The sequence below is a fragment of the Pseudooceanicola antarcticus genome (assembly GCF_900215355.1).
GTDB classification, from domain to species: Bacteria; Pseudomonadota; Alphaproteobacteria; order Rhodobacterales; family Rhodobacteraceae; genus Pseudooceanicola; species Pseudooceanicola antarcticus.
The window spans coordinates 66,789-91,746 of sequence record NZ_OBEA01000002.1; the positions used below are offsets into that span (position 1 = coordinate 66,789).

Genomic DNA, 24,958 nt, shown 5'->3' on the forward strand with positions numbered 1-24,958 from the left:
GGTCCTCTCTGGTCAGGTGCCCCCGCGCCGGGAAGGGCGCGGGGGCGGAAGGCTCAGCCCTCGATATCGGCCACGGCGGGCCGATCTGCAAGCTGTGCCAGTTTCACCTGTACCAGCATGGAGAGTTCATCGTAGACCGTCCAGTCATCGACGATGCGGCCATCCTTGTAGTGGAAGTGGGACATGCCCATGACCTGGATGCGCTTGCCGGTCGGATCGCCGAGCGATTCCAGCCCGCCGAAGCCCAGGTGGTGGCCCTCCATCACCCAGCGGACGGCGACCTTGGTGCCGCCCTCGACGCAATCGACAGAGCAGACATGCTGCGGCATGAAGACCGCATCCGGGATGGCGCCGACGAGGCCGATCATCTGGTGGCTGACGGCGGTGACGCCATAGAGCTCTTTCATCAGGGGGCCGTGGTACATGACGGTCGGCGCATAGACATCGCGCAGCACGCCGAACATCTTGCGGTTATAGGCCGCATGCAGCCATTCCAGCGTCTTCCGCTCGAGGTCGGTCTCGGCGATGGAGGTATCCAGCGGCAGCTCGGAGGGCGGGTACTGACCCATCATCAGGCCGTTTTCGCCGATATCGAGGCTGGTCAGCCCCTGCGACAGCTTGGTTGCGGCGATCTTCTCGGCGAAGGCATGGGGGTCGAGACCCAGCTGACGGATGATCGCCATCTGATCAGCGACGACCCATTCGCGGTAGATCTTGTTCTCGAAGACCATGCAGTCCGCCACGGTGCGCGAGACGAAGGGACGCCCCGTCGCCGGGCCATAGTGCCCGTTCTGGCTGTGACGGCCCGAGCCTGTCACCAGGTGCGAGGTATAGAAACCGTCGACGTCATTGCCCTTCCAGACCACCTGGGTGGCCATGCCGCGGCGCTCGGGCAGCGAGACCAGGCGCTGGATCGTGTCGCGCACCACGTCTTCGCGGTTATACATGGTGCCCATGGTGCCATAGAGGACGCAGTTATGAGTGTAGTGCGTGTAGATCAGGCCCACGTCGCGCTCGTCCCAGATCTTGTGGGTGCAGCGGATGATGTAATCCACGATGTCCGTGTAGCAGTCGTCGAAACCCTTCATGGACTGGGCGCGGGGACGGTCCTCGGGCACCAGGTCGGTGAAGTCGAGCCGCTCGCACTGCAGGACCTCGGGGGCCGCCTGCTTGGCGGGCTTGGGGGCAGCGGGGGCTGCGGATTTCTCGGGTGTCGTCGCCATGTCGGTCTCCTGTTGTGTCACGGCCTGCGGCCCGGTTCAGAGGTCTCGGGCGCTTGCCTCTTGCCAAGTCTTGTGCCGCATGTTGAATACGTATGCAATACGAGTTTTCGGGGAAGCCCCCGAGGACGAGAGATGAAACGGAGGGCAGCCCATGGCTGATGAAAAGCTGAGCCTTGAGGATCTGCTGGTGCGGCTGGAAGAGAAGGGCGTGACGCTGGCGGAGGATGAGCAGGCGGCCGCCCTTGCTGCGGCGCGGGACCTGCGGCGGCGCGCGGCTCTCCTTGCGCAGCAGAGAGGGCAGGCCGATGACTGACTGGATCGACCGATCGCTGAGCGCCCAGGCCGAAGCGCTGAGGGCGGGACAGGTGAGCGCTGTCGCGCTGATGGAGGCTACGCTGGCGCGAATCGATGCGCGCAGCGCGCTGGACGCGGTGACCTGGATCGCCCCGGACGCGCTTGAGCAGGCCGCCGCCGCGGATCGCGCCCTGGCCGAGGGCCAGGAGACCGGCCCGCTGCACGGGCTGCCCGTGGCGCTTAAGGACCTCTTCGAGGCGGAGGGGCAGCCGAACACCTGCGGCTCCCGCTCGATGCCAGAGGGGGGGATGCCTGCCGACAGCGCCCCGGTCGCGGCCCTGCGCCGAGCCGGTGCTCTGCCGGTGCTGCGGGTGGCCACCTACGAGTTCGCCCTGACCGGCCCGGCCTGGGATCAGCCCTATCCGCCCGCCCGCAATCCCTGGAACCCCCGGCATATCACCGGCGGTTCCTCCTCGGGCTCTGCTGCCGCTGTTGCCGGCGGGTTGGTGCGCGTGGCGCTTGGCACAGATACCGGCGGCTCGGTCCGCAGCCCCGCGTCCTACTGCGGGATCGTCGGCTTGAAACCGACGCGGGGCCGGGTGCCGGACAGCGGGGTATTCCCCCTTTCGGGCACGCTCGACACCGTCGGGCCGCTGGCGGCCAGTGTCGCGGAAGCGGCGCTGATTCTCGACGTGATCTCGGGGGAGGGCATGGCTCCGGCCTCGGGCGAACTGGGGCAGGACCCCGCGGGCATGCGCATCGGCTTCGCCCGCGACTGGGTGCTGGACCCCGAAGCCGATCCGAGTCTGTTGCCGCTGCTGGACGATGCGGTCGGTGTGCTGTCGCGCCTTGGGTTGGGCGTCGATCTGATCGAGATGCCGGATTACGCCCTGGCCGAGGCGGCGGGCTGCGTCATCATCCAGCACGAGGCCTGGCAGATCCACGCCGCGCGGCTGGCCGAAAATGGCGCTGCCTACGGGCGCGATGCGCGGCTGAACCTCGTCACCGGCGCGGCCTTGGATCAGGCGGATGTGCAGGCGGCAGAGGCCCATGCGCGGGACCTCACCCGCGCCGTGGACCGCGCGCTTGAGGGACGTGATGCCATCGTCTCCGCCACGACGCTGACCCCGGCTCCGGCCTTCTCGGATTTCGAGAATGGTGCGGTCTGGACCCCGATGCGCACCTTCCCCTTCAACATCACCGGCCACCCGGCGATCTCACTGCCCTGCGGCCTGCTGGACGGGCTGCCCATTGGCCTGCAGATCATCGGTCGGCATGGAGAGGAGGCGCGGATCTGCCGGATCGCCGAGGCCTTCGAGCTGGCCACGGATCACTGCCTGCAACACCCGCCGCTCTGATCCGCGAGGGGGCGGAAAAAAGCCCGGCCGCGATCGCTCGCGGCCGGGCTTTTTTCATGCCTGAAGGCGGTCGAGGCGCAGTTGCGCGGCGCGGCGGTGACCTTCCAGGCCCTCGCTCTTGGCCTGGCGCGCGGCGGGCGGAGCCACCTGCTTCACGCCTTCCGCATCCAGCCACTGGTGCGTGGCGGTCTTGATGTAGGCGCCGACCCAGAGCCCGCCGGTATAGCGGCCCGCCGCCATGGTCGGCAGCGTGTGGTTGGTGCCCGAGCACTTGTCGGAATAGACCACGCTGGACAGCTCTCCGATGAAGAGCGAGCCGTAGTGGCTGAGCTTCTTGGCGAAGTCGCGCGGCTCGGCGGTGTGGACCTGAAGGTGCTCGGCGGCGACCTCGTCGGAATAGGCGATCATCGCGGCCTCGTCGGCGACCAGGGCGATTTCGCCGTAGTCGTTCCAGGCGGGGCGGGCCACCTCGGCGGTCGAGAGCGTCTCGAGCTGCTTTTCCACCTCGGCCAGAACGGCCTCGGCCAGCGGGCGGTGCGTGGTGATCAGGCCGACGCGGGTGCGCACGTCGTGCTCGGCCTGGGCCAGCAGGTCGGTGGCGATCATCTCGGCGTCGCCGGTCTCATCGGCCAGCACGAAGATCTCGGAGGGGCCGGCCAGCTGGTCGATGCCCACGGGGCCGAAGACCTGGCGCTTGGCCTCGTTGACGAAGGCGTTGCCGGGGCCGACGATCTTGTCGACGCGGGGCACGCTCTCGGTGCCGAGAGCCATCGCGGCGATGGCCTGGGCGCCACCGATGCGGAAGATCCGGTCGGCACCCGAGAGGTGGCAGCCGGCGATCATCGCGCGATGCGCATTCGGCGGCAGGCAGGCCACGACCTCTTTCACGCCGGCGACCTTGGCGGGCACGATGGTCATGATCGGCGCCGACAGAAGCGGGAAGCGACCGCCGGGGACGTAGCAGCCGACGCGATCCAGCGGGATGTTGCGGTGACCAAGGTGGACGCCCGGCAGGATCTCGACCTCCAGCTCACCCAGGGTGCCCAGCTGGGCCTCGGCGAAGGCGCGCACGTTGGCGATGGCGAACTCGGTATCCGCGCGGGTCTGCGGGTCCAGCTCGGCCAGGGCCGCTTCGCGGTCCTCTGCGCTGACCTCGAAGACCTCGAGGTCGGACTTGTCGAAACGCTGCGCATAATCGCGCACGGCCGCATCGCCCTCGGTGCGCACACGGGCGATCACCTCGGCCACGGTCTTTTCGACGGGGGCGTTGTCGGCCACGGCGTTGCGGCCCGGTGCCTTGATGAATTCGGGAGCTTGGGAGCTGGTTTTGCTGTTGGTCATGGCCTCACATCCACTGTCTGATGCCCCGTCGATAGCAGTTTTGCATACGAATGCAATATCCCTGTTCGCCCAGCCGCCTTCTGGTGTCTCCGCTGCCTGTCGCGGCAGCAGGAAAGGCAGGGCGGGCGGGAAGATCCGGCGCGGGGCCGGGCAGAAAACTGGACAAGAGCGGCCCGGATGGGGATGATTCCCGTCAACAGTTCCGGATTTTCCGAGATTGACCGATGCTCATCAGACGTTCCTTCCTGCTGCTCATCCTACCTGTCTTCCTGGCGGCCTGCGCCACCGCGCCGGCGGAGTTTCAACCCGGCACCCAGTTGATCCTGGTGCGTCATGCGGATCGCTCGGGCGATCTGCTGAACCGGATCGGAGAGGCCCGCGCGGCGGCGCTGCCGGACGCCTTGCAGGATTACGACATCGCGGCGATCTACCTGCCGGACGTCACTCGCAACCGGCAGACCGCGGCGCCGCTGGCAGCGAAACTGGGGCTCGAGCCGCAGGTCATCAACGCCGAAAACCCGACTTTCGAGCTGCTGCGCGCAGGCGCGGGACAGACCATTCTTTGGGTCGGAAACAAGGGAAATCTGGTCAGAATCTGGGAGACCCTGAACGCCCAGGGACCACCCCCGGTAGAATACGGTGACGTTGCCGTAGTCATGCTTTCGCCGGGCGGAAATCTTGTAGTGCACAGATTTGATTGGGAAATTTGAGGCACTCCTGCCTGGGGATAAGACCAAAGGCCCCTGTGGATACCCTCTTCCCGGAGCGCTTCTGATCTGCGATAATTGGGCTGCTAAAGCGACTTCTATCGATACCCTGTTACTCTACCCGGCGACAGTCTCGACTAGACGAAACTGATGCCACTCCGTCGCAATGACGCGGACGGTATGACAAACAGGAGATACGGATCATGGCCACTGGCACCGTAAAATGGTTCAACACCACCAAGGGCTACGGCTTCATCGCCCCCGAGGGTGGCAGCAAGGACGTCTTCGTCCACATTTCCGCCGTCGAGCGCGCAGGTCTGACCGGCCTGCAGGATGGCGCCAAGATCAGCTTCGAGATCGAGACCGGCCGGAACGGCCGCGAGTCCGCCACGGATCTCGCCCTGCTCTGAGCCCATACGGGCCCTGTCCCGGTGCTCTCGCAGTGCCGGGGCTTCTGCCCCCGAGCTGGCCGCACCCCGCCTTGCCTGCAAGGCCCGCGAGCGCCAAGGGGGCAACCTTTTCCCAGATACCGACCGTACCCGACACGGCGCGCGCGATGATCACCGCTGCGCCGAGCCTGCGCTTGCCGCTGGCCTCGGTCCAGGTGCGATGGCCGCGCTATTCCCTCGGTGCGCCGCCCTGGAAGGCATTGTCGACGTCGTAGCGGCAGGGGTCTTCCTGCATCTGCAGATGCAGCTGCCCGCCCTCGAAGGGATGGGCGCGGGCCAGAGCCTCGTCGACCTCGATCCCCAGCCCCGGCGCGTCCGAGAGCATCACATGGCCTTCCTCGACCCGGATCGCGCTCTTGATCAGGGCGTCGTGGAAGGGGGTCTCGATGGTCTCGGCCATCAGCAGGTTGGGGATGGTCGCCGCCAGCTGCAGGTTGGCAGCCCATTCCACCGGTCCGGCATAGAGATGCGGCGCGACCTGGGCGCCATGTCCCTGGGCAAGTGCCGCGATCTTGCGGGTCTCCCAGAGGCCGCCGGCGCGGCCCAGGGCAGGTTGCAGGATCGCCGCCCCGGCCTCCAGCGCGGCGCGGAACTCGGGCAGGGTGGTCAGGCGCTCTCCGGTGGCGACGGGCAGGCCCGAATTGCGGCAGACCTCTGCCAGCCCCGTCAGATCATCCGGCGGCACGGGCTCCTCGAACCAGAGCGGATCGTAGGGGGTGATCGCACGGGCCATCCGCAGGGCACCGGCCGCGGTGAACTGCCCATGGGTGCCGAAGAGCAGATCCGCATGGGTTCCCACGGCCTCGCGTACCGCCGCGCAGGTGCGGGCCGAGAGCGACAGGTCCGAGAGCGCGGGCATGTGACCACCGCGAATCGTATAGGGCCCCGCCGGGTCGAACTTCACCGCGGTATAGCCTCGTGCCACCAGGTCGCGGGCGCTTTCGGCGGCCATCTCGGGGTTGCTCCAGAAGGCGGAAGCGTCGTGGTGGGGCAGGGGGTAGAGGTAGGAATAGCAGCGGATGCGCCTGTTCATCATCCCGCCGAGCAGCGCCCAGACGGGTCGCCCGCGCGCCTTGCCGAGGATGTCCCAGCAGGCGATCTCGAGACCGGAAAACGCGCCCATGACGGTCAGGTCCGGGCGCTGCGTGAAACCGGCGGAATAGGCGCGGCGGAACATCAGCTCGATGTTCTCGGGGCTCTCGCCCTGCATGTGGCGGGCGAAGACATCCTCGATCACCGCCCGCATCGCGCCTGGCCCGACCGAGGCGGCATAGACCTCGCCCCAGCCGGTGATGCCGCAGGCGGTCGTCAGCTTGACCAATATCCAGTAATGCCCGCCCCAGCCGGGTGCCGGCGGGGCGGTGACGATGATCTCTAGCTCGCTCAGTTTCACAGGGTGGCGGCCCCCCTCGGGCCTATTTCAGCATGATCACGTTGCGCCGGGCGCGGCCCTCCAGCGTATCGGCGATTGCCTCGTTGATCTGTTCAAGCTGCCAGCGCCCCGAGATCAGCTCGTCCAGCTTCAGGCGGCCCTGGCGATACATGTCGATCATCCAGGGGATGTCGCGCTTGATCACCACGTTGCCCATCTTCGAGCCGACGATGCCCTGGCCTGCATCCGCCATGATCAGCGGCGAATAGCTGGAGGTCTTGTCGCCATGCGGCATCCCCACCATGACGACCCTGCCGCCACGCGCAAGGTAGCGCGGTGCCATGTCGTAGACCGGAGCCACGCCGACGGTGACCAGCACTGCGTCTGCCCCGCGGCCGAGGATCTTCTTCACGGCGCTCCAGGGTTTGCCCTCGGCGCTGACCACGTCGGTGGCGCCGAACTCCTTCGCCGCTTCCAGTTTCTCGTCCACCAGGTCGACGGCGACGATGCGCCGGGCGCCGGCAATGCGCGCGCCCTGGATGGCGTTGAGGCCGACGCCGCCGGCGCCGATCACCACCACGTCGTCCCCGGCGCGGATCTCGCTGGCGTAGACGGCGGCGCCGACCCCGGTGATCACCCCGCAGGAGATCAGCGAGGCCGCATCCATCGGCATGTCATCGGGGATCGTCACCACCTGGCTCTGGTCCACCACCATCTTCTCGGCAAAGGCGCCCGAGGCCATGGCCTGCATCACCGGCGTGCCGTCGGGCAGGCTGAGAGGGCTCTGGCCGATGGGATCATGGGGGGTCTCGCAGATCGTCGGTTGGCCCGAGCCGCAACAGTCGCAATGGCCGCAGGCGCGGATCAGGGTGACGCAGACCGCATCGCCGACCTTCACCCCCTGGACGCCCACGCCGATGGCGGTGACGCGGCCCGCAGCCTCGTGGCCGAAGACCGCCGGCGCAGCGCCGCCGAAACCGCCCTGCCAGAAAGAGATATCCGAATGGCAGATCGCCACCGCTTCCAGCTCTACCTCGACCTCGCCCATCTCCGGCGCGCGCAGCCGCACCTCCTCGATGGTCATCGGTGCGTTGAATTCCCGGCAAACCGCCGCCTTGATCGTCTGCATTTCAAACTCCCCTCGGGTTCTCCGGGACCTTCGTAGCGCGTTTAGGCGATCTGCGAAATAAATTTCCTCATGTCGGAATTAGCTTCCCGCTGCGGTGGAGCGACGCGGCAGGTAGAGCGCGATCAGCACCATGGCGGGCAGCATCAGCAGGGCCGAGGCGCCGAAGGGCGCGCCGGGCAGGTAGACGGGGGCGTCCTCGGCGGTGAAGATGCGGAAGATGGTGGTCATCAGCATCGGTGTGAAGATCATCGCCACCGCCTGCAGCGACGAGAGCACGCCCTGCAGCTCTCCCTGCGCGTCCTCGGGGGCGGCATCGCTGGCGATGGCCGACATGGCGGGCTGGCTGATCTCTCCGAGCGCGGTGAAGGGGGTCATCACCAGGGTCAGGGTGCCGTTCTTGATCACGGTCAGCCAGGCAAAGAAGAAGGTGTTGATCCAGAGCCCGGCCAGCACCGTCGTGCGCGGGCCGAGGCGGCGGTAGATCGGGCCGAAGAGCACCGCCTGCACCACCGCCAGCGCGACGCCGTAGATGGTCAGGGAAAGGCCCACCAGGGTGACCTCCCAGCCGAATTGCGCCTGGGTGAAATAGGCCCAGATCACGCCATAGACATGCAGCCCGATGAGATAGAGCAGATAGGCCAGGAGCAGCGGCTTCAGCCCCGGCAGCTTGCTGGCGGCCAGCAGGGCGCCGAGCGGATTGGCGCGGCGCCACCGGAAGGCGCGGCGCGCCTCGGGGCGCAGGCTTTCGGGCAGGATCAGGAAGGCCATGGAGAAGTTGAAGACGCAGAGCAGCGCGGCCGCCCAGAAGGGGGCGCGGACCCCCAGCCCCGCCACGAGCCCGCCAAGCGCCGGACCCAGCACGAAACCCATGCCGAAGCAGGCCTGCACCAGCCCGAAGTTGCGCGCCTTGTCCGATCCCTTCGAGATATCGGCCATGTAGGCGCTGGCCGTGGCCACCACCGCCGCCGTCGCCCCGGCCACCAGCCGGCCCGCGAAAAGCAGCCAGATGTTCTGCGCCAGCGCCATGATCACATAGTCCAGCGCCATCACCGCCAGGGCGATCAGCACCACCCGCCGTCGCCCGTAGGCATCCGAGAGATTGCCGATCAGCGGGCCGCAAAGGAACTGCGTCGCGGCGAAGGCGGTGATCAGCACGCCGCCCCAGATCGCCGCTTCCGAGAGCGTGGCATCCAGGATCTCTCGCAGCAGGTCGGGCATGACCGGGAAGATCACGCCGACGCCCATGGCCTCGATCACCACCGTCAGCAGGATGATCAGGCGGGGCAGGCGGCTGGCGGCTTGCTGGGGGTCGGCATTGATGGTCATCGGCGCTCCTCGTCGTGGCGCCGAAGGGCGCGCCGCCAGCTAGGACCGTGGCGCGCCCGTGGTCAATTCCGGAATGAGCCCCTTTGCCCGGCTGTGGTCAGATTGCTGCCACGGCGGCGGCGAAGGCGCGGGCATTGGCGGGGGCATCGCCCATTTGCTCTTCCGGCGTGAACAGGCCCGAGAGGTCGAGATCGGGCAGCGCTTCGGCGGCCAGCTCTCCCAGCGGGCGGCCGGTGGCCAGCACCTGCTGGGCCAGCTCCTTGACCTTGGCCTGGGCCTCGGGGCGGGGCATCTGGCCGGCCAGCCGGAACGACAGTGCCTCGGCGTGCAGCAGGCCCAGGGCCTCGGTGAAGACGGCGCGCATTTCGGGGGCCTTGGGGCTGAGGCCGGGCGCCATGGCGCGGGCCGTTTCCAGCGCGGCGGAGGCCGAGAGGCAGAGCTGCGGAAAGACCAGCCATTCGGTGAACCAGGCGGCGCCGTCGCGTTCCTGGCGCGGCATGCCCGCGCCGTCCATGACGGCTTTCAGCCCCATCACCTGCCGCGCCAGCGCCAGCAGGGCCGAGGGCTGCACGGGGTTCTGTTTCTGCGGCATGGTGGAAGAGCCGCCCGAGGCCGACAATTTGACCTCGGAGGCAGAGCTTTGCGCCATCAGGATCAGGTCGTCGCCCATCTTGCCCAGCACCTGCGCCATGCGCGCCAGCCATCCGGCGATGCGCAGCACCGGGCCACGGTCGGCATGCCAGGAGCGGCCTGGATCCCCCAGGCCCAGCCCCTTGGCCAGCGCGGCGCGCAGCTCGGCGCCCTTGCCGGCGAATTCCGCGCCGGTGCCGGCGGCACCCGACAGCGAGACCCAGAGAGAGCCTTCGCGCAGCGCGGGCAGCTCTTTCAGCAGATCCAGCAGCGGCCAGCCCCAGGCGGCCACGTGGCTGCCGAAGCTGACGGGGGTGGCGAACTGGCCGTAGGTGCGGCCCGCCATCGGCAGCTCTGCGTGATCGGAGGCCTGGGTTGCCAGCGCCGCCAGCAGCTCTTTTAGCCCATCCTCGCAGAGCGCCAGAAGCTGGCGCAGGCGCAGCATCTGGCCGGTGTCCGCGATGTCCTGCGAGGTCGCGCCCCAGTGGACGTATTGCGCGTGCTCCGGCGCCTCCATGGCCTTGCGGAAACCGGCCACAAGTGAGGGCACCGGCACCCCGTTCTTGCCCACGCCCTCGGCCAGCCCCCCGGGATCCAGTGGGATCTCGAGCGAGGCCCGGTGGATGAAGGCGGCCGAGACCTCGGGGATCATGCCAAGCTGCCCCTGCGCCTTGGCCAGCGCCCCCTCGACGATCAGCATCGAGCGCACCTCGGCGCTGTCGGTGAAGAGCCGCCCGGCCTCGCCCGCGTTGAAAAGCTTCGAGTAGATCAGGCTGTCATGCACGGAACCGGCCATCAGATGTCCTCCGCGATGCGCGAAAGCAGGGCGGCGAGGCCCTCGGGGTCTTCGAGGAAGGGGGAATGTCCGGTGGGCATGTCGTATCTGTCCTTCGGGTCACAGCGTTGCGCCATCTCGGTCTGGGCGTCCGGCGAGATGGTCAGGTCCTTGGTGCAGCGGATATAGGATCGCGGCACCCGGCGCCAGTTCTCGCCCAGGGCAATCGGCTGGGTATGGGGCCGCATGGGCTCCGCGACGAGACGCGCGCGGGCCTCGGCGCGCAGACCGCCGGGCAGGCCGTGGTAGAAGCGGCTATCGTCGGCGGCCTCGTCGACCTCGTAGCCTGCGCGGTCGGCGGTCTGCCGGGCGATGCCCTTCAGTGGCGGTTCGGGCCAGGCATTGGCCATGTCGACAAGCGAGCGCCCGTCCTCGGGCAGGAAGGCGCAGAGGTAGACCAGCCGCTGCACCCGCCAGGGTGCCAGCTCGGCCGCGCGGGAGATCGGGAAGCCGCCCGCGGAATGACCGACCAGCACCGAGGGTTGCTCGGCGTGGTCGAGGACCGTGTGGGCGTAGTCCTCGAGCGTCAGGTCTGAATGGGGGCGGGGGTCGCCACCGTGACCGGGCAGGTCGGGGGCCGTAACGAGATGTCCCCGAGCCAGAAGCTCGGGGATCACCAGGTGCCAGCACCAGCCTGTGTGGCAGGCGCCGTGGATCAACACGAAACGGGCCATCAGGAGAAGGCCATCAGATGTCCAGGAACACCGTCTCGCCTTCGCCCTGCAGGCGGATGTCGAAGGTGTACTTGCCCTCGGCGGTCTTCTTGGCGATCAGCGTGTCCACGCGGGGGCGCTGTTCGATCCGGTTCAGCAGCGGGTCTGCGGAGTTGTCCTCATCCTCGAAGTAGATGCGGGTCTGCAGGCCAATGTTGATGCCGCGCGCCACGATCCAGACCGAGATATGCGGCGCCTGGACCATGCCGCCCCGGCCCTTGGTCGCGCCGGGCTTGACGGTGCGCAGGGTGAAGAAGCCGGTTTCCTTGTCCGCGGTGAAGCGGCAGAAGCCCGAGACCTTGGGGTCCGCGCCGTCGGTGCCGGGGTAGATCCCGGCGGCATCGGCCTGCCAGCTTTCCATCATCGCGTCACGCATCGCCCAGCCGGTGCCGTCGAAGACCTGGCCGGTGATCTCGATGATCTCGCCCTTGGCGCCATCTTCGATGGGCGAAAGGGCCAGGTCCTCGGGGTAGATGCCTTCCAGACCGGCGAAGGTCGGGACACAGCCGATGTGGACGTAGGGGCCAGCGGTCTGCGACGGGGTTTCCTGCAGCGTATCGAGTTGCTGTGCCATGAGTTACATCCCCTCCAGCTTGTTTTCGAACATCGTCTGACGGCGGCCGCGCAGGACCACGTCGAACTTGTAGGCCAGGAAGTCCATCGGACGCGCCTTGGCCATGTCCAGCGGCGCGACCAGGCGGTCGAGCTGGCTGCGGCTCTTGATCGTCGCGGCGATCGGGCAGCGGTCGATCAGCGGATCGCCCTCGAAGTAGAGCTGGGTGATCAGGCGCTGGCCGAAGGAATGGCCGAAGACCGACATGTGGATGTGCATCGGGCGCCAGTCATTGCCACGGTTGGGCCAGGGATAGGCGCCGGGGCGGATGGTCAGGAACTCGTAGTAGCCGTTCTCGTCGGTGATCGTACGGCCGCAGCCGCCGAAGTTGGGGTCGAGCGGGGCAAAGTAGGTGTCCTTCACGTGGCGGTAGCGACCGCCCGCGTTGGCCTGCCAGATCTCGACCAGGGTATGGGGCACGGGGCGCCCGTTCTCGTCCAGCACGCGGCCATGCACGAGGATACGCTCACCCACGGCGGGGGCGGCGCCCTTGGTCCAGTTCAGGATCAGGTTGTTGTCCAGCGCGCCCAGAAGACCGTGACCGAAGCGCGGCCCCGTTTCCTCGGACGGGGTCGATTCCATCGACAGCAGCGGCAGGTAGGGCGAGCGGGTGATGCTCGTCTTGTAGCCCGGATCATAAGGAACCGGGTGGACCTCGCGGTTTCGCGGGATCAGCGGGCCGAGATCGGTCATTGGTCTTGCTCCTCCATTTCGGCGTAAGTGGCTTTTGCGAGCTTCAGCGCATGGTTGGCGCGCGGAACGCCCGCGTAGATGGCGACATGCTGGAACGCCTCCAGCACGTCCTGTTTGCTGGCGCCGGTGCGGGCCGTGGCCCGGATGTGCATCGGGATCTCCTCGAAATTCCCGGTGGCGGCGAGCAGCGCGAGGGTGATCATCGAGCGTTCGCGGCGCGAGATGCCGTCGCCGGCCCAGACGTTGCCCCAGGCCCCTTCTGTGATCAGGGTCTGGAACTGCAGGTCGAAGTCGGTCTTCGCGGCCTCGGCGCGGTCGACATGGGCGTCGCCCAGGACCTCGCGGCGGACCTTCATGCCTTTGTCGAAGCGATCATTGGACATGGCCGGTCTCCTTGATGAAGTCAGAGAGGATACGGGCGTATTCCTCGGGTTTCTCGACGCAGGGCAGGTGACCCGCCCCGCGGATCAGCTCAAGCCGCGAGCCGGGGACCAGGTCCACGGTCTCGCGCACCAGGTCGGGCGGGCTGGCGCCGTCCTCGGTGCCGGCGATGCCCAGGCAGGGCAGGCGCAGGCCTGAGGTCGGCGTGTAGAAATCCGTGCCCGCGATGGCGGCGCAGCAGCCGGTGTAGCCCTCGAGCTCCTGCCGGGCGAGCATGTTTTGCCAGGCGGCAAGCTCGGGCGTGGCGCGGAATTTCTTGCCGAACCAGCGCTCCATGGTGGGCGCGGCGATCGAGGCGACGCCCTCGGCGCGGCACTTGGCGATGCGGTCGTGCCACATCTCCGCCGTGCCCATCTTGGCCGCCGAGTTCGAGATCACCAGCGCGCGCACCAGGTCCAGCCGTTTCACCGCCAGCCCCTGGCCGATCATGCCGCCGATGGACAGGCCGACGAACAGCGCATCCTTGACCTTCAGGTGGTCCAGCAGCGCTTCCACGTCCGAGATCAGCGTGCCCATGGAGTAGGGCGCGGGCGTGCCCTCGGTCAGCCCGTGGCCGCGCTTGTCGTAGCGGATGATCCGCAGCCCGGCGGGCAGCAGCGGCACCAGCTTGTCCCAAAGCCGCAGATCCGTGCCAAGCGAGTTGGCAAAGACGATGGGCGCGCCCTCGGGGTCGCCCTCGTCGGTATAGTGGATCTTGAGTCGGTCGAGGTCGGCGATCTTCATCAGTAAGGCAACCCCACGTAGTTCTGAGCCAGAACCTTCTGCGCCTCCTTGTTGTCGCGCAGGAAGTTCAGTTCGGCCTGCTGCATCTTGATGTCGAAGGGCCCCTGTTCGGGGAAGCGGTGCAGCAGGTTGGTCATCCACCAGGAGAAGCGCTCGGCCTTCCAGACGCGCAGCAGGGCCTTTTCCGAATAGCCCTCGATGCCGCTGTCATCACCCTCGAGGTAATGCGCCTTGAGCGCCTCGAAGAGGTAGTGGATGTCGGAGGCCGCGGTGTTCAGACCCTTGGCCCCCGTGGGCGGCACGATATGGGCTGCGTCGCCGCAAAGGAAGAGGCGGCCCCAGGACATCGGCTCGGTCACGAAGGAGCGCAGCGGCGCGATGCTCTTCTCGATCGACGGGCCGGTGACCAGCTTCTCGGCCACTTCAGCGGGGATGCGGCGCTTGAACTCGTCCCAGAAGCGCTCGTCCGACCACTCCTCGACCTTGTCGGTGAGCGGGACCTGCACGTAGTAGCGCGACAGGTTGGCATTGCGCATCGAGCAGAGCGCGAAGCCATGCGGCGAGTTGCAGTAGATCAGCTCTTCGTGCACCGGGGGCGTTTCCGACAGGATGCCCAGCCAGCCGAAGGGATAGACCTTCTCGAACTCCTGTCGGACGTCCGAGGGGATGGTCTGGCGGCTGACACCGTGGAAGCCGTCGCAGCCCGCGACATAGTCGCAGTCGATGCGGCGCTCTTCGCCGTGCACGGTATAGGTCAGGTAGGGCGCATCGGTCTTGGCATCGTGGATCACCACGTCCTCGACCTCGTATTCGATCTGGCCGCCGGCCTTCTCGCGCGCCTCGTAGAGATCGCGGGTCACCTCGGTCTGGCCGTAGACCAGCACCGGGGTCCCGGTCAGCTCGGTGAAGTTCAACTCGATCAGCTCGTCGGCATTCGAGATGACGGTGCCGTCGTGGACGAAGCCCTCGGCATCCATCCGTTCCGAGCAGCCCGCCTTGCGCATCAGCTGCACGAAGCCCTGCTCCAGCACACCGGCACGGATGCGGCCAAGGACATACTCCTTGGTCTTCCGCTCCAGCACGATGGAGGAGATCCCGACGGTGTGAAGAAGTTGAGAAAGCAGAAGCCCCGAGGGGCCACCACCGATAATGGCGACTTGTGTTTTCATGTCGTCCTCCCGTTCGCTGACAAGACAAGTGACAAATATGATTGTCTGCGTCAATTAAAATCCGGGTGAGCGGGTGCAGGAACGGCATTTCTCGGGGTGTGGCAAACGCGAAGGGGCCGCCCGGCCTTGCGGCGGGGCGGCCCCTGAGAGCGGTCTTCAGATGCTCTGCTCTAGAGCGTGGCGAGGGCGCGGCTGAACATCTCGGGGTCGACATTTCCCCCGGAAATCATGGCGATCACCGTATCGCCCTCAAGCTCCTGCGCGTGGTAGAGCGCGGCGGCCAGAGCCACGGCGCCGCCCGGTTCGGCGACGATCTTCAGCCGCAGGAAGGCCTGGGCCACCGCGGCCAGAGCCTCGTCCTCAGAGACCGCGATGCCGGGGCCGCAAAGCTCTTTCATGATCGGGAAGGTGATCTCTCCGGGCTGGGGAGTGATGATCGCGTCGCAGATATTGCCCGACAGCGCCGGGTTGCGGCGAATCTCTCCGTCCTCGAGCGAGCGCTTCACATCCTCGAAGCCCTCGGGCTCCACGGGGCGCACACGCAGGCCCGGCGCATGGGCGGCGCAGGCCAGCGCCACGCCCGAAGTCAGCCCGCCGCCACCGCAGCAGATCAGCACCTCGGCCTTGTCGATGCCAAGCGCCTTCGCGTCCTCGGCGATCTCGAGCCCCGCAGTGCCCTGCCCGGCGATGACCAGCGGCTCGTCGAAGGGCTTGATCAGGGTCAAGCCGCGTTCCTCGGCCAGCCGGCCACCGATCTCGTCGCGGTCCTCGGTGGCGCGGTCATAGGTGACCACCTCGGCGCCAAGGGCGGCGGTATTGGCCAGCTTCAGCGCAGGCGCATCGGCGGGCATGATGATGACCGCAGGCGCGCCATGCATCTTCGCCGCCAGCGCCACGCCCTGGGCATGGTTGCCCGAGGAAAAGGCGATGACGCCGCGCGCGCGCAGCTCGGGGTCCAGCGCGGAAATCGCCGACCAGGCGCCGCGGAACTTGAAGCTGCCCGTGTGCTGAAGGCACTCGGGCTTCACCAGCACCCGGCGGCCCGCGATTTCGTCCAGGAAGGGCGAAGAGAGCAGCGGCGTGCGGCGGGCATGGCCCTTGAGGCGCGTTGCGGCGGCCTCGATCATTTCGATGTTCATGTCAGGTCTTCCAGCCAGGTTCCGAGGACAGAGAGCGCTTCGGGCTCATCCAGGAAAGGGGTATGACCCCGGTTCGGCACCTCTGCAAGATGCAGCCCCGGCGCACGCGCCTGCATCCCCGCGACTGTCTCTTTGCTGAGCAGGTCCGAGTTCAGCCCCCAGATCAGCGCCAGGGGTTTCGTGGCCAGGGCCTCGAAGAGCGGCCAGAGGTCGGGGGCGACCTCGGGGGCGTTTTCCAGCACCGCTTCGCGCAGGGCGGGGTCGTAGTCGATGACCAGCCCCTCCATCGTCTCGCGGGTGTTGTTGGAGATCATCTGGCGCCAGCGGGCGGCGGGCACATCGGGGAAGGCGGGATCTCCGACACGCACGGCGGCGGCTTCGTCCAGGGTGGCGAAGCCGGGGTTGCGGCCCAGGTAGCCCGCGATGGCGCCGATGCCCTGGGTCTCGATCACCGGGCCCACGTCATTCAGCGCCGCGCCCAGAAGCCGGTCCGGGGCCATTACGGCCAGCAGCATGGCAATCAGCCCGCCGCGCGAGGTGCCGAGGATCGCCGCCTTGTCGAGTCCCAGATGATCCAGCAGCGCCAGCGCGTCCTTCGCCTCTTGCGGCAGCGTATAGGTGGCAGCGCCGGTCCAGTCCGAGCGCGCCCGGCCCCGGTAGTCCATGCGGATCAGGCGGACCCCGGCCAGATGCGGGGCGACGAAGTCGAAGTCGCGCCCATTGCGGGTCAGCCCCGAGAGGCAGAGCAGGGGCAGGCCCTCTCCGGCGTCTTCGTAATAGAGCGAGGCGCCGTCGGCGGCAGTGAAATGAGGCATCAGTAGAAATCCAGATCGGGCAGGGAAGTGAGGTCGGAAAGTTCCAGCGCCGGGGTGCCCGGCAGGCGCTCTCGTGGCTGGCCAGCGCGATTCACCCAGGCGGTGACGAAGCCGTAATCCGCCGCGGCCGAGGCATCCCAGCCGTTGGACGAGACGAAGAGCACCTGGTCCGGCGCGCAGCCGAAGTGCTGGCCCACCAGGTCGTAGACGGGGCGCGCCGGCTTGAAGATGCCGACGCTCTCGACCGAGAGCACGGCATCCAGCAGCTCCTCCAGCCCCGCTGAGCTGACCGCGCCGTCCAGCATGTCGGGCGCGCCGTTCGACAGGATGCCGGTGGCCAGCCCTCGGCCGCGCAGGGCGGCCAGCATCTGCGGCACCTCGGGGTAGGCGTCGAGTTCCCAGTAGAGCGCCAGCAGGCGTTCGCGCAGCTCCGGGTCCTCCAGCCCCTCCGAGGCCATGGCCCAGTCCAGCCCGTCCTGTGTCACCTGCCAGAAGCTGCAATGTCGGCCGCGGATCGCGCGCAGCCAGGAATATTCCAGCTGTTTCAGGCGCCACTTCTCGGCCAGGGCGGGCCAGCGTGCGGCAAAGGCCTCCCGTCCCGGCTCGGCAGCGGCGGCACGGGCGGCGGCGCCGACGTCGAAGAGCGTGCCATAGGCGTCGAAGATGCAGGTTGTAACGGCCATGGGCAGTCCTCTCCCGGCCCGTTCGGCGGGCCCTCGGCAAGAGCCTGCCACGGGGCCCTCGGGGTGGAAAGGGGCGATCCTGTCGCTTGTTTGCGGTTTTTGGCGCGTTGCGATAGCATCGGGGTTGAGAGCAGGCACCCGCGGGCAAGGCCCCGGCCCTCCAAACCCACCCCGACACGATTGGACAAGCGATGAGCACAGCCAAAGCGGGCGATACCGTCCGGATTCACTATACCGGTACCCTGACCGATGGCACCAAGTTCGACAGCTCCGAAGGCCGCGAGCCGCTGGAGTTCACCGTCGGCTCCGGCCAGATCATTCCCGGCCTCGACAACGCGATCCCCGGCATGGCCGTAGGCGACAGCAAGACCGTCGAGATTGCCTGTGAAGAGGCCTATGGCCCGCACAACCCCGACGCGCTGCAGGAAGTGCCGCGCAGCGCCATTCCCGACACGATCCCGCTGGAGGTTGGCCTGCAGCTGCAGATGCAGACCCCGCAGGGCCAGGCCGTGCCGGTGACCGTGACCGAGATCAACGACGAGGCCGTGACCCTGGACGCCAACCACATGCTGGCCGGCAAGGACCTGGTCTTCGCCGTGGAGATGGTCGAGATCCTGTGATCTGACCCCGCCGAACATGGCACCCGAACATGGCCCCCCGCCCCTGGACTGCGCTCCCGTGGGCGGGGGGCATCCCCCTTCGGAGCCGCCTCCGACGATATCCCCCCTTCCGGAAAGACTTGACCGTCATCGCCCTGTCATGGCCCGATCCTATTTCGACGGGATCGTGATGGAGGCCTGGAATGAACGACAGGGTCGAAGAGCTGCGCGCGCGGATCGGCGCGTTGCAGGTGCAGCTTGAGCAGGAATACGAGGCCCGCCGGGCTCGCATCCGGCACCGCATCGAAAACGGCAGGGTAATCTGGGAAGACGGCGTGCGCCGCAGCCACCTGGCCCTGCGCCAGCGCATCCCCGCCTTCCTGCGCAACAGCTCGGTGCGCTACACGATCACCGCGCCGGTGATCTACTCGCTGATCATTCCCTTCGCGCTGCTGGATCTCTTCGTCTCTGCCTACCAGGCGATCTGCTTCCCGGCCTACCGAATCCCCAAGGTGCGCCGCGCCGATTACATCCGCATCGACCGCCATCAGCTGGCCTATCTGAACTGGATCCAGAAGCTGAACTGCGTCTACTGCGGCTATTGCAACGGGCTCATCGCCTATGTCCGCGAGATCTCTGCCCGGACCGAGGCCTTCTGGTGCCCGATCAAGCATGCCATGCGCGCCAGCGGCACCCACCCCTACCACGACCACTTCTCGGACTACGGCGATGCCCAGAACTTCCGCCCTGAGTGGGAGGCCTCCCGCGCGCGGATGCAGGCGCTGAATTGCGAGGCCCTGAAATGCGACAAATGCGCGGGCGGTGACCGGGATGAGTGACGGCGGCAAGTGACGGGGGCGGGGTCCGGGGGACAGACAGCAAAAAGGCCCGCGCCAGAGGCCGGGCCCTTCATCGGTCTTGCGGGCGCTCAGCCCTTCTTGCGCAGGCGGATCACCACGTCGACCTTCGAGATCGCCGCCCCGTCCGGTGCCTTCGGCAGCCGCGCGATTTCCAGCTCGTCCGACGGCGCATCCGACAGGGAGCCGTTCTCTTCCCAGAAGAAATGCGGGTGGTCGTGCATGTTGGTGTCGAAGTAGCTGCGCGAGCCGTCGACGGTGATTTCCCGAAGCAGCCCGGCGTCACAGAAGGCGCGCAGGGTGTTGTAGACGGTGGCAAGCGAGACCGGCTGGCCGGCGTCCTTGGCCGCGGCAAAGAGGCTTTCGGCCGTGACATGCCGATCCTCGCCGTCACCGACGAGAAGGGCCGCCAGGCCAAGCCGCTGCCGTGTGGGGCGCAGGTCGGCCTTTGCCAGCCAGGTCGCTCCGCGTTCGGTTGCCGATGTGCTCATGCCGTTCTTGTATCCTTCAGCTCAGCCGACAATATAGGAAAAAAGACCCCTCCAACGCAACCGCTCAGCAGATTGAGCGCTGCGGCGGCGGGTGGCTCGCACCTTGCATGGTTCGCGCACGCGGTGATAGAGGGGTCGGGATGCATAGAAAGACATGGAAAGGGGCGCGCCTTAATGGCTGACTATCCCAGCAGTTTCGATCGGGACGATCTTCTGAAATGCGCACGCGGAGAGCTTTTCGGCCCCGGCAACGCGCAGCTGCCCGAGCCGCCCATGCTGATGATGGACCGGATCACGGATATCTCTGCCGATGGTGGCGCCCATGGCAAGGGCCATGTCCTGGCCGAGTTCGACATCACGCCGGACCTCTGGTTCTTCGATTGCCACTTCCCCGGCAACCCGATCATGCCGGGCTGCCTCGGCCTTGACGGCCTGTGGCAGCTGACCGGCTTCAACCTGGGCTGGCGTGGCTGGCAGGGCCGCGGCTATGCGCTTGGCGTCGGCGAAGTGAAGCTGACCGGCATGGTCCGCCCGGACCGCAAGATGCTGACCTACAAGATCGACTTCACCAAGGCGATCCAGACCCGCCGCCTCACCATGGGTGTGGCAGACGGGATCGTGGAAGCTGACGGCGAAGTCATCTATCAGGTCAAGGACATGAAGGTCGCTCTCTCCGAGAGCTGATCCAGCGAAACGACAGCTCCCAGGAGCGAAGGAGGGCACCATGCGTCGAGTCGTGGTCACCGGATTGGGGATTGTCTCCTCGATCGGGAATAACGCCGAAGAGGTCGAGGCCTCTCTGAAAGCGGGCAAATCCGGGATCGAAGCATCCCCGGAGATGGCCGAGCACGGCTTCCGCAGCCAGGTTGCCGGGACGCTGAAGATCGACCCTGCCGAGTTCGTGGACAAGCGCACCCTGCGCTTCATGGGCGGCGGTGCCGCCTATGCCCATATCGCCATGCAGCAGGCCATCGCCGATGCCGGGCTCGAGGAAAGCGATATCGTCAACGAGCGCACCGGCCTCGTGGCGGGCTCTGGCGGCCCGTCCACCTCGGCCATGTTCCAGGCGCACCAGACCGTGCTGAAGACCGGCGCCACCAAGCGCATCGGGCCCTTCGCCGTGCCCAAGTGCATGTCTTCGACGATCTCGGCCAACCTGGCGACGGCCTTCAAGATCAAGGGCATCAACTACTCGATCACCTCGGCCTGCTCGACCTCGCTGCATTGCATCGGCAATGCGGCCGAGCAGATCATGATGGGGAAGCAGGACGTGATGTTCGCCGGTGGCGGTGAAGAGCTCGACTGGACCCTCAGCTGTCTCTTCGACGCCATGGGCGCCATGAGCTCGAAGTACAACGACACGCCCGCGCTGGCCTCGCGCGCCTTCGACGCGGACCGCGACGGCTTCGTGATCTCGGGCGGCGGCGGCATGGTGGTGCTGGAAGACCTGGACCACGCCCTGGCGCGCGGTGCCAAGATCTATGCCGAAGTGACCGGCTTTGCCGCCACCTCGGACGGCCACGACATGGTGGCCCCCTCGGGCGAGGGCGGCGAGCGCGCGATGCGCCTGGCGCTGCAGACCCTGCCGGAAGGCCGCAAGGTCGGCTACATCAACGCCCATGGCACCTCGACCCCGGTCGGCGACGTGGGCGAAGTCGAGGCGGTGCGCCGGGTCTTCGGCGAGGGCTCGACCCCGCTGATCTCGTCCACCAAGTCGATGACGGGCCACGCCCAGGGTGCAGCCGGCGCGCTGGAGGCGATCTTCTGCCTGATCATGCTGACCCGCGATTTCATTACGCCGTCGATCAACATCCAGAACCTCGATGAGGCCCTGAGCCCCTCCGAGATCGCCCGCTCGCTGGTCGAGAAGGCAGGGCTGGATACGGTGATGACGAATTCCTTTGGCTTCGGCGGCACGAACGGCTCGATGCTGCTGTCGCGCTATACCGGGTGAGTGAGTGATGACAGGACAGATGCAGGGCAAACGCGGTCTCGTTATGGGGGTCGCGAATGACCGCTCGATCGCTTGGGGTATCGCCAAGGCAATGCGCGAGGCGGGGGCCGAGCTGGCCTTCTCCTACCAGGGCGACATGTTCGGCAAGCGGGTCGAACCCCTGGCTGCCTCGATCGGTGTCGAGTACCTGCTGGACGTGGATGTCTCAGACGATGCGTCGATGGATGCGGCCTTCGCCGACCTGAAGGAAAAGTGGGGGCAGATCGACTTCGTCGTCCATGCCATCGCCTATTCCAACAAGGACGAGCTGGCGGGGCGGTTCATCAACACCAGCCGGGACAACTTCAAGCACTCGCTGGATATCTCCTGCTACTCGCTGATCGACGTGGCGCGCCGCGCTGCCCCCCTGATGAAGGATGGCGGCACGATCCTGACCCTGACCTACCAGGGCTCGAACCGCGTGACGCCCTATTACAACGTCATGGGCGTGGCCAAGGCGGCGCTGGAATCGGCGGTCCGCTACCTGGCCAACGACCTGGGCCCCGATGGCATCCGCGTCAACGCGATCTCGCCCGGCCCCATGAAGACCCTGGCCGGCGCCGCGATCTCGGGCGCCCGCAAGACCTTCCGCCAGACCGAGGCCAATGCCCCCCTGCGGGCCAACGCCACGCTGGAGGCGGTCGGCGGCACCGCGGTCTACCTGGCCTCGGACGCCGGCAGCTGCACCAGCGGAGAGATCATCCGCGTCGATGGTGGCTACCACGTGCTGGGCATGCCGCAGCCCGAGAACCTCTAAAGGCAATCGGCGCGCCCCTTGCGGGCGTGCCAATGCCTCCGGCGGCAGTATTTTCGGCCGTCGGATAGAGAATATTAACTCTGCTCCAGAATGATCGAAGCGCGGTACAGGGTGCAGACCCGATGACCGCGCCGAAGGATGGGCCTCTCGTCACGTTGGTTCGGGCGAGAGGTTCTTCTTTATCTATCCGACGGCTGAAAATACTGCCGCCGGAGGCATCGGGCCGTCCTGCGGCCCGAACCCCTCAGCGCTTGCGGAAGGTCAGGTAGTGGGGCGTGCGGTCTTCGCGCAGCGCCTTCTGCTCGTAGCGGGTCGAGATCCAGTCATCCCAGCTCTGGCGCCAGTCCTCGGGGCCTTCCGCCAGCCATTCAAACCCGGCCTTGGGCACTTCCTGCAGGGTCTGGCGGACGTAGTCGGGGATATCCGTGGCCACGCGGAAGATCGCGCCGGGCTTCAGCACGCGGTTCAGCGGCTCCAGGTGTTCCGGCGTGACGAAGCGGCGGCGGTGGTGGCGCTTCTTCGGCCAGGGGTCGGGATAGAGCAGGAAGGCGCGGCTGATCGAGGCCTCGGGCAGCACGTCGAAGAGGTCGCGCGCATCGCCGGGATGCACGGCCAGGTTCTCGACCCCCGCCTCGCGGATCTTGCCCAGGAGCATCGCCACGCCGTTGATATAGGGTTCGGCGCCGAAGATGCCGACATCGGGATTGCGGGCGGCCTGGTGGACCAGGTGCTCGCCGCCGCCGAAGCCGATCTCCAGCCAGACATCCTTGCCGCCGAAGAGCGCCTCGAGATCCAGCAGGGAGCGCTCGGGGTTTTCCTCCCAGGTCACGGCACCGGGCGAGAGCTTGGCAAGGTCCTCTTCCAGGTAGGCTTCCTGGTTGGGGCGCAGGCTCTTGCCCTTGAAGCGGCCATAGAAGTTGCGCCAGGGCGCGCCGGAGGGGTGTTTGTCGGGGTTCTGGGTCATGGCCGCTCTGTTAGCCGCAGCCGGGGCGCAGATCAATGGCCGGGACAGCCTGCCAGGAAGTGACGTACCGCGCGGGGCTTCGCAAGGGATGCGGCGGTTTGCAGTCCGGCCAGTGCTCCGGCAGCCGCGCCATGCCGGGTGCGCGGCGGGGCGTATAGCGAAGCGGGCGGTGCGCGCTGCCGAGGAACGGGGCGCAGCCGGGGCAGCAACACTGGTCGCAATGGGTGACCGGCAGGGAGAGGGCCAGCGTCGGCTCGCCTGAGCCTGGCCCGCCGATGATCATGATCCGTTGCAGGGCAGCCTCAAAGCAAAACGCCCGGCCCGCAGAGAGCGGGGCCGGGCGTTTCAGATCAGGCGTATCGCCTCAGATCGCGGCTTTCAGCGCCTCGACCAGGTCGGTGTTCTCCCAGGAGAAGCCGCCGTCTTCATCGGGCGCGCGGCCGAAGTGGCCGTAGGCCGCGGTGCGCTGGTAGATCGGCTTGTTCAGCGCGAGGTGCGAACGGATGCCGCGCGGGGTAAGGTCCATGACCTTGGCCACGGCCGCCTCGATCTCGGCCTCGTCGACCTTGCCGGTGCCGTAGGTGTCGGCATAGATCGACAGCGGCTTCGAGATGCCGATGGCATAGGAGAGCTGGATCGAGCATTTGCCCGCCAGACCCGCCGCCACGACGTTCTTGGCCAGGTAGCGCGCCGCATAGGCCGCCGAGCGGTCCACCTTGGTCGGATCCTTGCCCGAGAAGGCGCCGCCGCCGTGCGGGGCTGCGCCGCCGTAGGTGTCGACGATGATCTTGCGGCCCGTAAGGCCCGCGTCGCCGTCAGGGCCGCCGATGACGAACTTGCCGGTGGGGTTCACCCACCACTCGGTCTTGTCGGTCAGCCAGCCCTCGGGCAGGACCTCGCGGATGTAGGGCTCGACGATCTCGCGGATATGGGCCGAGGTCTGGCCTTCGTCCGCGTGCTGGGTCGAGAGCACCAGCTGAGTGACTTCGACCGGCAGGCCGTTCTCGTAGCGCAGCGAGAGCTGGGACTTGGCATCGGGGCGCAGGGTCGGCTCGGTGCCGTCCTTGCGCACTTCGGCCAGCCGCTTGAGGATCTTGTGAGCGTAGAGGATCGGCGCCGGCATCAGCTCGGGCGTTTCGTCGGTGGCGTAGCCGAACATGATGCCTTGGTCGCCTGCGCCTTCGTCCTTCTCGTTCGAGGCGTCGACGCCCTGGGCGATATGGGCCGATTGCTCGTGCAGCAGGTTGGTCACTTCCACGGTCTCGTGGTGGAACTTGTCCTGCTCGTAGCCGATGTCCTTGATGCAGGCGCGGGCGATGTCCTCGATCGAGGCCATGTAGTCCTGCAGCTTGTCCTGGTCGGCCAGGCCGACCTCGCCGCCGATGACGACGCGATTGGTGGTGGCGAAGGTTTCGCAGGCGACGCGCGCCTCGGGCTCCTCCGCGATGAGCGCGTCCAGAACAGCATCGGAAATGCGGTCGCAGACCTTGTCGGGGTGACCCTCTGAAACGGATTCAGAGGTGAAGATGTAGTTCTGGCGAGTCATGAGAATTGCTCCGATAATTTCAGACCTGCCCCGTCAGGAAGCCGTTGGGGCGGCGTGTAATCTTGGTTAAGACGCTCGGCGGTCAGGGTCAATTCCCT

At 67.1% G+C, this 24,958-nt stretch carries 27 protein-coding genes and 1 riboswitch; of the genes, 9 read left to right on the plus strand and 18 right to left on the minus strand.

The genetic code is table 11. From position 1 onward, the window contains the following. Window positions 1-53: 53 nt before the first annotated feature. A complete protein-coding gene (locus tag CRO50_RS04850; protein ID WP_097144774.1) occupies window positions 54-1,223 on the minus strand; it encodes a nuclear transport factor 2 family protein in 1,170 nt (389 codons plus the stop codon). A gap of 151 nt (window positions 1,224-1,374) precedes the next feature. Here CRO50_RS04850 and CRO50_RS20070 point away from each other — a divergent pair, with 151 nt between their 5' ends. Both CRO50_RS20070 and CRO50_RS04855 read left to right on the plus strand, forming a co-directional pair. Further along, a complete protein-coding gene (locus tag CRO50_RS20070; RefSeq protein ID WP_157791738.1) occupies window positions 1,375-1,536 on the plus strand; it encodes a hypothetical protein in 162 nt (53 codons plus the stop codon). Next, on the plus strand, window positions 1,529-2,875 hold the full coding sequence (locus tag CRO50_RS04855; RefSeq protein ID WP_097144775.1) for an amidase: 1,347 nt from the start codon (window positions 1,529-1,531) through the stop codon (window positions 2,873-2,875). The genes CRO50_RS20070 and CRO50_RS04855 overlap by 8 nt, the downstream gene beginning before the upstream one ends. 54 nt (window positions 2,876-2,929) lie before the next feature. Here the strand turns inward: CRO50_RS04855 and hisD are convergent, their stop codons facing one another. Then, complete coding sequence (gene hisD, locus CRO50_RS04860) at window positions 2,930-4,216, minus strand: histidinol dehydrogenase (protein ID WP_097144776.1); 1,287 nt, start codon at window positions 4,214-4,216, stop codon at window positions 2,930-2,932. Between the two features lie 224 nt (window positions 4,217-4,440). Here hisD and CRO50_RS04865 point away from each other — a divergent pair, with 224 nt between their 5' ends. Beyond that, window positions 4,441-4,926 (plus strand): histidine phosphatase family protein, encoded by a 486-nt coding sequence (locus CRO50_RS04865; protein ID WP_097144777.1) that lies wholly within the window; start codon window positions 4,441-4,443, stop codon window positions 4,924-4,926. A 200-nt stretch (window positions 4,927-5,126) separates the two neighbouring features. After that, window positions 5,127-5,333 (plus strand): cold-shock protein, encoded by a 207-nt coding sequence (locus CRO50_RS04870; protein ID WP_097144778.1) that lies wholly within the window; start codon window positions 5,127-5,129, stop codon window positions 5,331-5,333. A 208-nt stretch (window positions 5,334-5,541) separates the two neighbouring features. On the opposite strand, the gene CRO50_RS04875 is transcribed toward CRO50_RS04870, so the two are convergent. The 13 genes from CRO50_RS04875 to CRO50_RS04935 form a co-directional block, all read right to left on the minus strand. Further along, window positions 5,542-6,765: a mandelate racemase/muconate lactonizing enzyme family protein gene (locus tag CRO50_RS04875; protein ID WP_097144779.1), complete on the minus strand. Its 1,224-nt coding sequence runs from the start codon at window positions 6,763-6,765 to the stop codon at window positions 5,542-5,544. Window positions 6,766-6,787: 22 nt separating this feature from the next. Beyond that, window positions 6,788-7,873 carry a zinc-binding dehydrogenase gene (locus CRO50_RS04880; protein WP_097144780.1) on the minus strand — a complete coding sequence of 362 codons (1,086 nt, stop codon included), beginning with the start codon at window positions 7,871-7,873 and terminating at the stop codon, window positions 6,788-6,790. A 78-nt stretch (window positions 7,874-7,951) separates the two neighbouring features. After that, window positions 7,952-9,199, minus strand: coding sequence for an MFS transporter (locus CRO50_RS04885; protein ID WP_097144781.1), 1,248 nt, complete (start codon window positions 9,197-9,199; stop codon window positions 7,952-7,954). A 97-nt stretch (window positions 9,200-9,296) separates the two neighbouring features. Further along, window positions 9,297-10,625, minus strand: coding sequence for a lyase family protein (locus CRO50_RS04890; protein ID WP_097144782.1), 1,329 nt, complete (start codon window positions 10,623-10,625; stop codon window positions 9,297-9,299). Beyond that, on the minus strand, window positions 10,625-11,338 hold the full coding sequence (locus CRO50_RS04895; RefSeq protein ID WP_097144783.1) for an alpha/beta fold hydrolase: 714 nt from the start codon (window positions 11,336-11,338) through the stop codon (window positions 10,625-10,627). The genes CRO50_RS04890 and CRO50_RS04895 overlap by 1 nt, the downstream gene beginning before the upstream one ends. Before the next feature lie 13 nt (window positions 11,339-11,351). Continuing rightward, window positions 11,352-11,951 (minus strand): protocatechuate 3,4-dioxygenase subunit alpha, encoded by a 600-nt coding sequence (gene pcaG, locus CRO50_RS04900; protein ID WP_097144784.1) that lies wholly within the window; start codon window positions 11,949-11,951, stop codon window positions 11,352-11,354. A gap of 3 nt (window positions 11,952-11,954) precedes the next feature. After that, entirely contained in the window at window positions 11,955-12,683 is a 729-nt protein-coding gene (gene pcaH / locus CRO50_RS04905) for a protocatechuate 3,4-dioxygenase subunit beta (RefSeq protein ID WP_097144785.1), read from the minus strand. Next, the gene (pcaC, locus tag CRO50_RS04910; RefSeq protein ID WP_097144786.1) at window positions 12,680-13,066 is read right to left on the minus strand and encodes a 4-carboxymuconolactone decarboxylase; all 387 of its coding nucleotides are present in this window, start codon (window positions 13,064-13,066) and stop codon (window positions 12,680-12,682) included. The genes pcaH and pcaC overlap by 4 nt, the downstream gene beginning before the upstream one ends. Further along, window positions 13,056-13,847: a 3-oxoadipate enol-lactonase gene (gene pcaD / locus CRO50_RS04915; RefSeq protein ID WP_097144787.1), complete on the minus strand. Its 792-nt coding sequence runs from the start codon at window positions 13,845-13,847 to the stop codon at window positions 13,056-13,058. The genes pcaC and pcaD overlap by 11 nt, the downstream gene beginning before the upstream one ends. After that, entirely contained in the window at window positions 13,847-15,016 is a 1,170-nt protein-coding gene (gene pobA, locus CRO50_RS04920; protein WP_097144788.1) for a 4-hydroxybenzoate 3-monooxygenase, read from the minus strand. Before pobA ends, pcaD begins: the two co-directional genes overlap by 1 nt. Before the next feature lie 170 nt (window positions 15,017-15,186). After that, entirely contained in the window at window positions 15,187-16,155 is a 969-nt protein-coding gene (locus tag CRO50_RS04925; RefSeq protein WP_097144789.1) for a threonine ammonia-lyase, read from the minus strand. Continuing rightward, window positions 16,152-16,970, minus strand: a complete 819-nt coding sequence (locus CRO50_RS04930) for an alpha/beta fold hydrolase (RefSeq protein ID WP_097144790.1) — start codon at window positions 16,968-16,970, stop codon at window positions 16,152-16,154. The genes CRO50_RS04925 and CRO50_RS04930 overlap by 4 nt, the downstream gene beginning before the upstream one ends. After that, the gene (locus CRO50_RS04935) at window positions 16,970-17,653 is read right to left on the minus strand and encodes a haloacid dehalogenase type II (protein WP_097144791.1); all 684 of its coding nucleotides are present in this window, start codon (window positions 17,651-17,653) and stop codon (window positions 16,970-16,972) included. The genes CRO50_RS04930 and CRO50_RS04935 overlap by 1 nt, the downstream gene beginning before the upstream one ends. 191 nt (window positions 17,654-17,844) lie before the next feature. Here CRO50_RS04935 and CRO50_RS04940 point away from each other — a divergent pair, with 191 nt between their 5' ends. After that, window positions 17,845-18,273 carry an FKBP-type peptidyl-prolyl cis-trans isomerase gene (locus CRO50_RS04940; RefSeq protein ID WP_097144792.1) on the plus strand — a complete coding sequence of 143 codons (429 nt, stop codon included), beginning with the start codon at window positions 17,845-17,847 and terminating at the stop codon, window positions 18,271-18,273. Window positions 18,274-18,455: 182 nt separating this feature from the next. After that, a complete protein-coding gene (locus CRO50_RS04945) occupies window positions 18,456-19,091 on the plus strand; it encodes a hypothetical protein (protein ID WP_179747204.1) in 636 nt (211 codons plus the stop codon). 89 nt (window positions 19,092-19,180) lie between these two features. Here the strand turns inward: CRO50_RS04945 and irrA are convergent, their stop codons facing one another. Then, complete coding sequence (irrA, locus tag CRO50_RS04950) at window positions 19,181-19,600, minus strand: iron response transcriptional regulator IrrA (RefSeq protein WP_097144793.1); 420 nt, start codon at window positions 19,598-19,600, stop codon at window positions 19,181-19,183. A gap of 174 nt (window positions 19,601-19,774) precedes the next feature. Here irrA and fabA point away from each other — a divergent pair, with 174 nt between their 5' ends. The 3 genes from fabA to CRO50_RS04965 are packed head-to-tail and all read left to right on the plus strand — an operon-like array spanning window position 19,775 to window position 22,350. Next, window positions 19,775-20,284 (plus strand): bifunctional 3-hydroxydecanoyl-ACP dehydratase/trans-2-decenoyl-ACP isomerase, encoded by a 510-nt coding sequence (fabA, locus tag CRO50_RS04955; protein WP_010138434.1) that lies wholly within the window; start codon window positions 19,775-19,777, stop codon window positions 20,282-20,284. Between the two features lie 40 nt (window positions 20,285-20,324). Then, complete coding sequence (fabB, locus tag CRO50_RS04960) at window positions 20,325-21,554, plus strand: beta-ketoacyl-ACP synthase I (protein WP_097144794.1); 1,230 nt, start codon at window positions 20,325-20,327, stop codon at window positions 21,552-21,554. Between the two features lie 7 nt (window positions 21,555-21,561). Further along, complete coding sequence (locus CRO50_RS04965) at window positions 21,562-22,350, plus strand: enoyl-ACP reductase FabI (RefSeq protein WP_097144795.1); 789 nt, start codon at window positions 21,562-21,564, stop codon at window positions 22,348-22,350. A 244-nt stretch (window positions 22,351-22,594) separates the two neighbouring features. On the opposite strand, the gene trmB is transcribed toward CRO50_RS04965, so the two are convergent. Together trmB and metK are read right to left on the minus strand one after the other, a co-directional pair. Then, complete coding sequence (gene trmB, locus CRO50_RS04970; protein ID WP_097144796.1) at window positions 22,595-23,314, minus strand: tRNA (guanine(46)-N(7))-methyltransferase TrmB; 720 nt, start codon at window positions 23,312-23,314, stop codon at window positions 22,595-22,597. Between the two features lie 364 nt (window positions 23,315-23,678). Beyond that, a complete protein-coding gene (gene metK, locus CRO50_RS04975; RefSeq protein ID WP_097144797.1) occupies window positions 23,679-24,860 on the minus strand; it encodes a methionine adenosyltransferase in 1,182 nt (393 codons plus the stop codon). Window positions 24,861-24,866: 6 nt separating this feature from the next. After that, a riboswitch (SAM-SAH riboswitch) is annotated at window positions 24,867-24,916 on the minus strand. Window positions 24,917-24,958: the final 42 nt, after the last annotated feature.

Coding starts and splice junctions, on each gene's coding strand:
- CRO50_RS04850 (WP_097144774.1), bottom strand. CDS start 1,223: ATGGCGACGACACCCGAGAAATCCGCAGCCCCCGCTGCCCCCAAGCCC.
- CRO50_RS20070 (WP_157791738.1), top strand. CDS start 1,375: ATGGCTGATGAAAAGCTGAGCCTTGAGGATCTGCTGGTGCGGCTGGAA.
- CRO50_RS04855 (WP_097144775.1), top strand. CDS start 1,529: ATGACTGACTGGATCGACCGATCGCTGAGCGCCCAGGCCGAAGCGCTG.
- hisD (WP_097144776.1), bottom strand. CDS start 4,216: ATGACCAACAGCAAAACCAGCTCCCAAGCTCCCGAATTCATCAAGGCA.
- CRO50_RS04865 (WP_097144777.1), top strand. CDS start 4,441: ATGCTCATCAGACGTTCCTTCCTGCTGCTCATCCTACCTGTCTTCCTG.
- CRO50_RS04870 (WP_097144778.1), top strand. CDS start 5,127: ATGGCCACTGGCACCGTAAAATGGTTCAACACCACCAAGGGCTACGGC.
- CRO50_RS04880 (WP_097144780.1), bottom strand. CDS start 7,873: ATGCAGACGATCAAGGCGGCGGTTTGCCGGGAATTCAACGCACCGATG.
- CRO50_RS04885 (WP_097144781.1), bottom strand. CDS start 9,199: ATGACCATCAATGCCGACCCCCAGCAAGCCGCCAGCCGCCTGCCCCGC.
- CRO50_RS04890 (WP_097144782.1), bottom strand. CDS start 10,625: ATGGCCGGTTCCGTGCATGACAGCCTGATCTACTCGAAGCTTTTCAAC.
- CRO50_RS04895 (WP_097144783.1), bottom strand. CDS start 11,338: ATGGCCCGTTTCGTGTTGATCCACGGCGCCTGCCACACAGGCTGGTGC.
- pcaG (WP_097144784.1), bottom strand. CDS start 11,951: ATGGCACAGCAACTCGATACGCTGCAGGAAACCCCGTCGCAGACCGCT.
- pcaH (WP_097144785.1), bottom strand. CDS start 12,683: ATGACCGATCTCGGCCCGCTGATCCCGCGAAACCGCGAGGTCCACCCG.
- pcaC (WP_097144786.1), bottom strand. CDS start 13,066: ATGTCCAATGATCGCTTCGACAAAGGCATGAAGGTCCGCCGCGAGGTC.
- pcaD (WP_097144787.1), bottom strand. CDS start 13,847: ATGAAGATCGCCGACCTCGACCGACTCAAGATCCACTATACCGACGAG.
- pobA (WP_097144788.1), bottom strand. CDS start 15,016: ATGAAAACACAAGTCGCCATTATCGGTGGTGGCCCCTCGGGGCTTCTG.
- CRO50_RS04925 (WP_097144789.1), bottom strand. CDS start 16,155: ATGAACATCGAAATGATCGAGGCCGCCGCAACGCGCCTCAAGGGCCAT.
- CRO50_RS04930 (WP_097144790.1), bottom strand. CDS start 16,970: ATGCCTCATTTCACTGCCGCCGACGGCGCCTCGCTCTATTACGAAGAC.
- CRO50_RS04935 (WP_097144791.1), bottom strand. CDS start 17,653: ATGGCCGTTACAACCTGCATCTTCGACGCCTATGGCACGCTCTTCGAC.
- CRO50_RS04940 (WP_097144792.1), top strand. CDS start 17,845: ATGAGCACAGCCAAAGCGGGCGATACCGTCCGGATTCACTATACCGGT.
- CRO50_RS04945 (WP_179747204.1), top strand. CDS start 18,456: ATGAACGACAGGGTCGAAGAGCTGCGCGCGCGGATCGGCGCGTTGCAG.
- irrA (WP_097144793.1), bottom strand. CDS start 19,600: ATGAGCACATCGGCAACCGAACGCGGAGCGACCTGGCTGGCAAAGGCC.
- fabA (WP_010138434.1), top strand. CDS start 19,775: ATGGCTGACTATCCCAGCAGTTTCGATCGGGACGATCTTCTGAAATGC.
- fabB (WP_097144794.1), top strand. CDS start 20,325: ATGCGTCGAGTCGTGGTCACCGGATTGGGGATTGTCTCCTCGATCGGG.
- CRO50_RS04965 (WP_097144795.1), top strand. CDS start 21,562: ATGACAGGACAGATGCAGGGCAAACGCGGTCTCGTTATGGGGGTCGCG.
- trmB (WP_097144796.1), bottom strand. CDS start 23,314: ATGACCCAGAACCCCGACAAACACCCCTCCGGCGCGCCCTGGCGCAAC.
- metK (WP_097144797.1), bottom strand. CDS start 24,860: ATGACTCGCCAGAACTACATCTTCACCTCTGAATCCGTTTCAGAGGGT.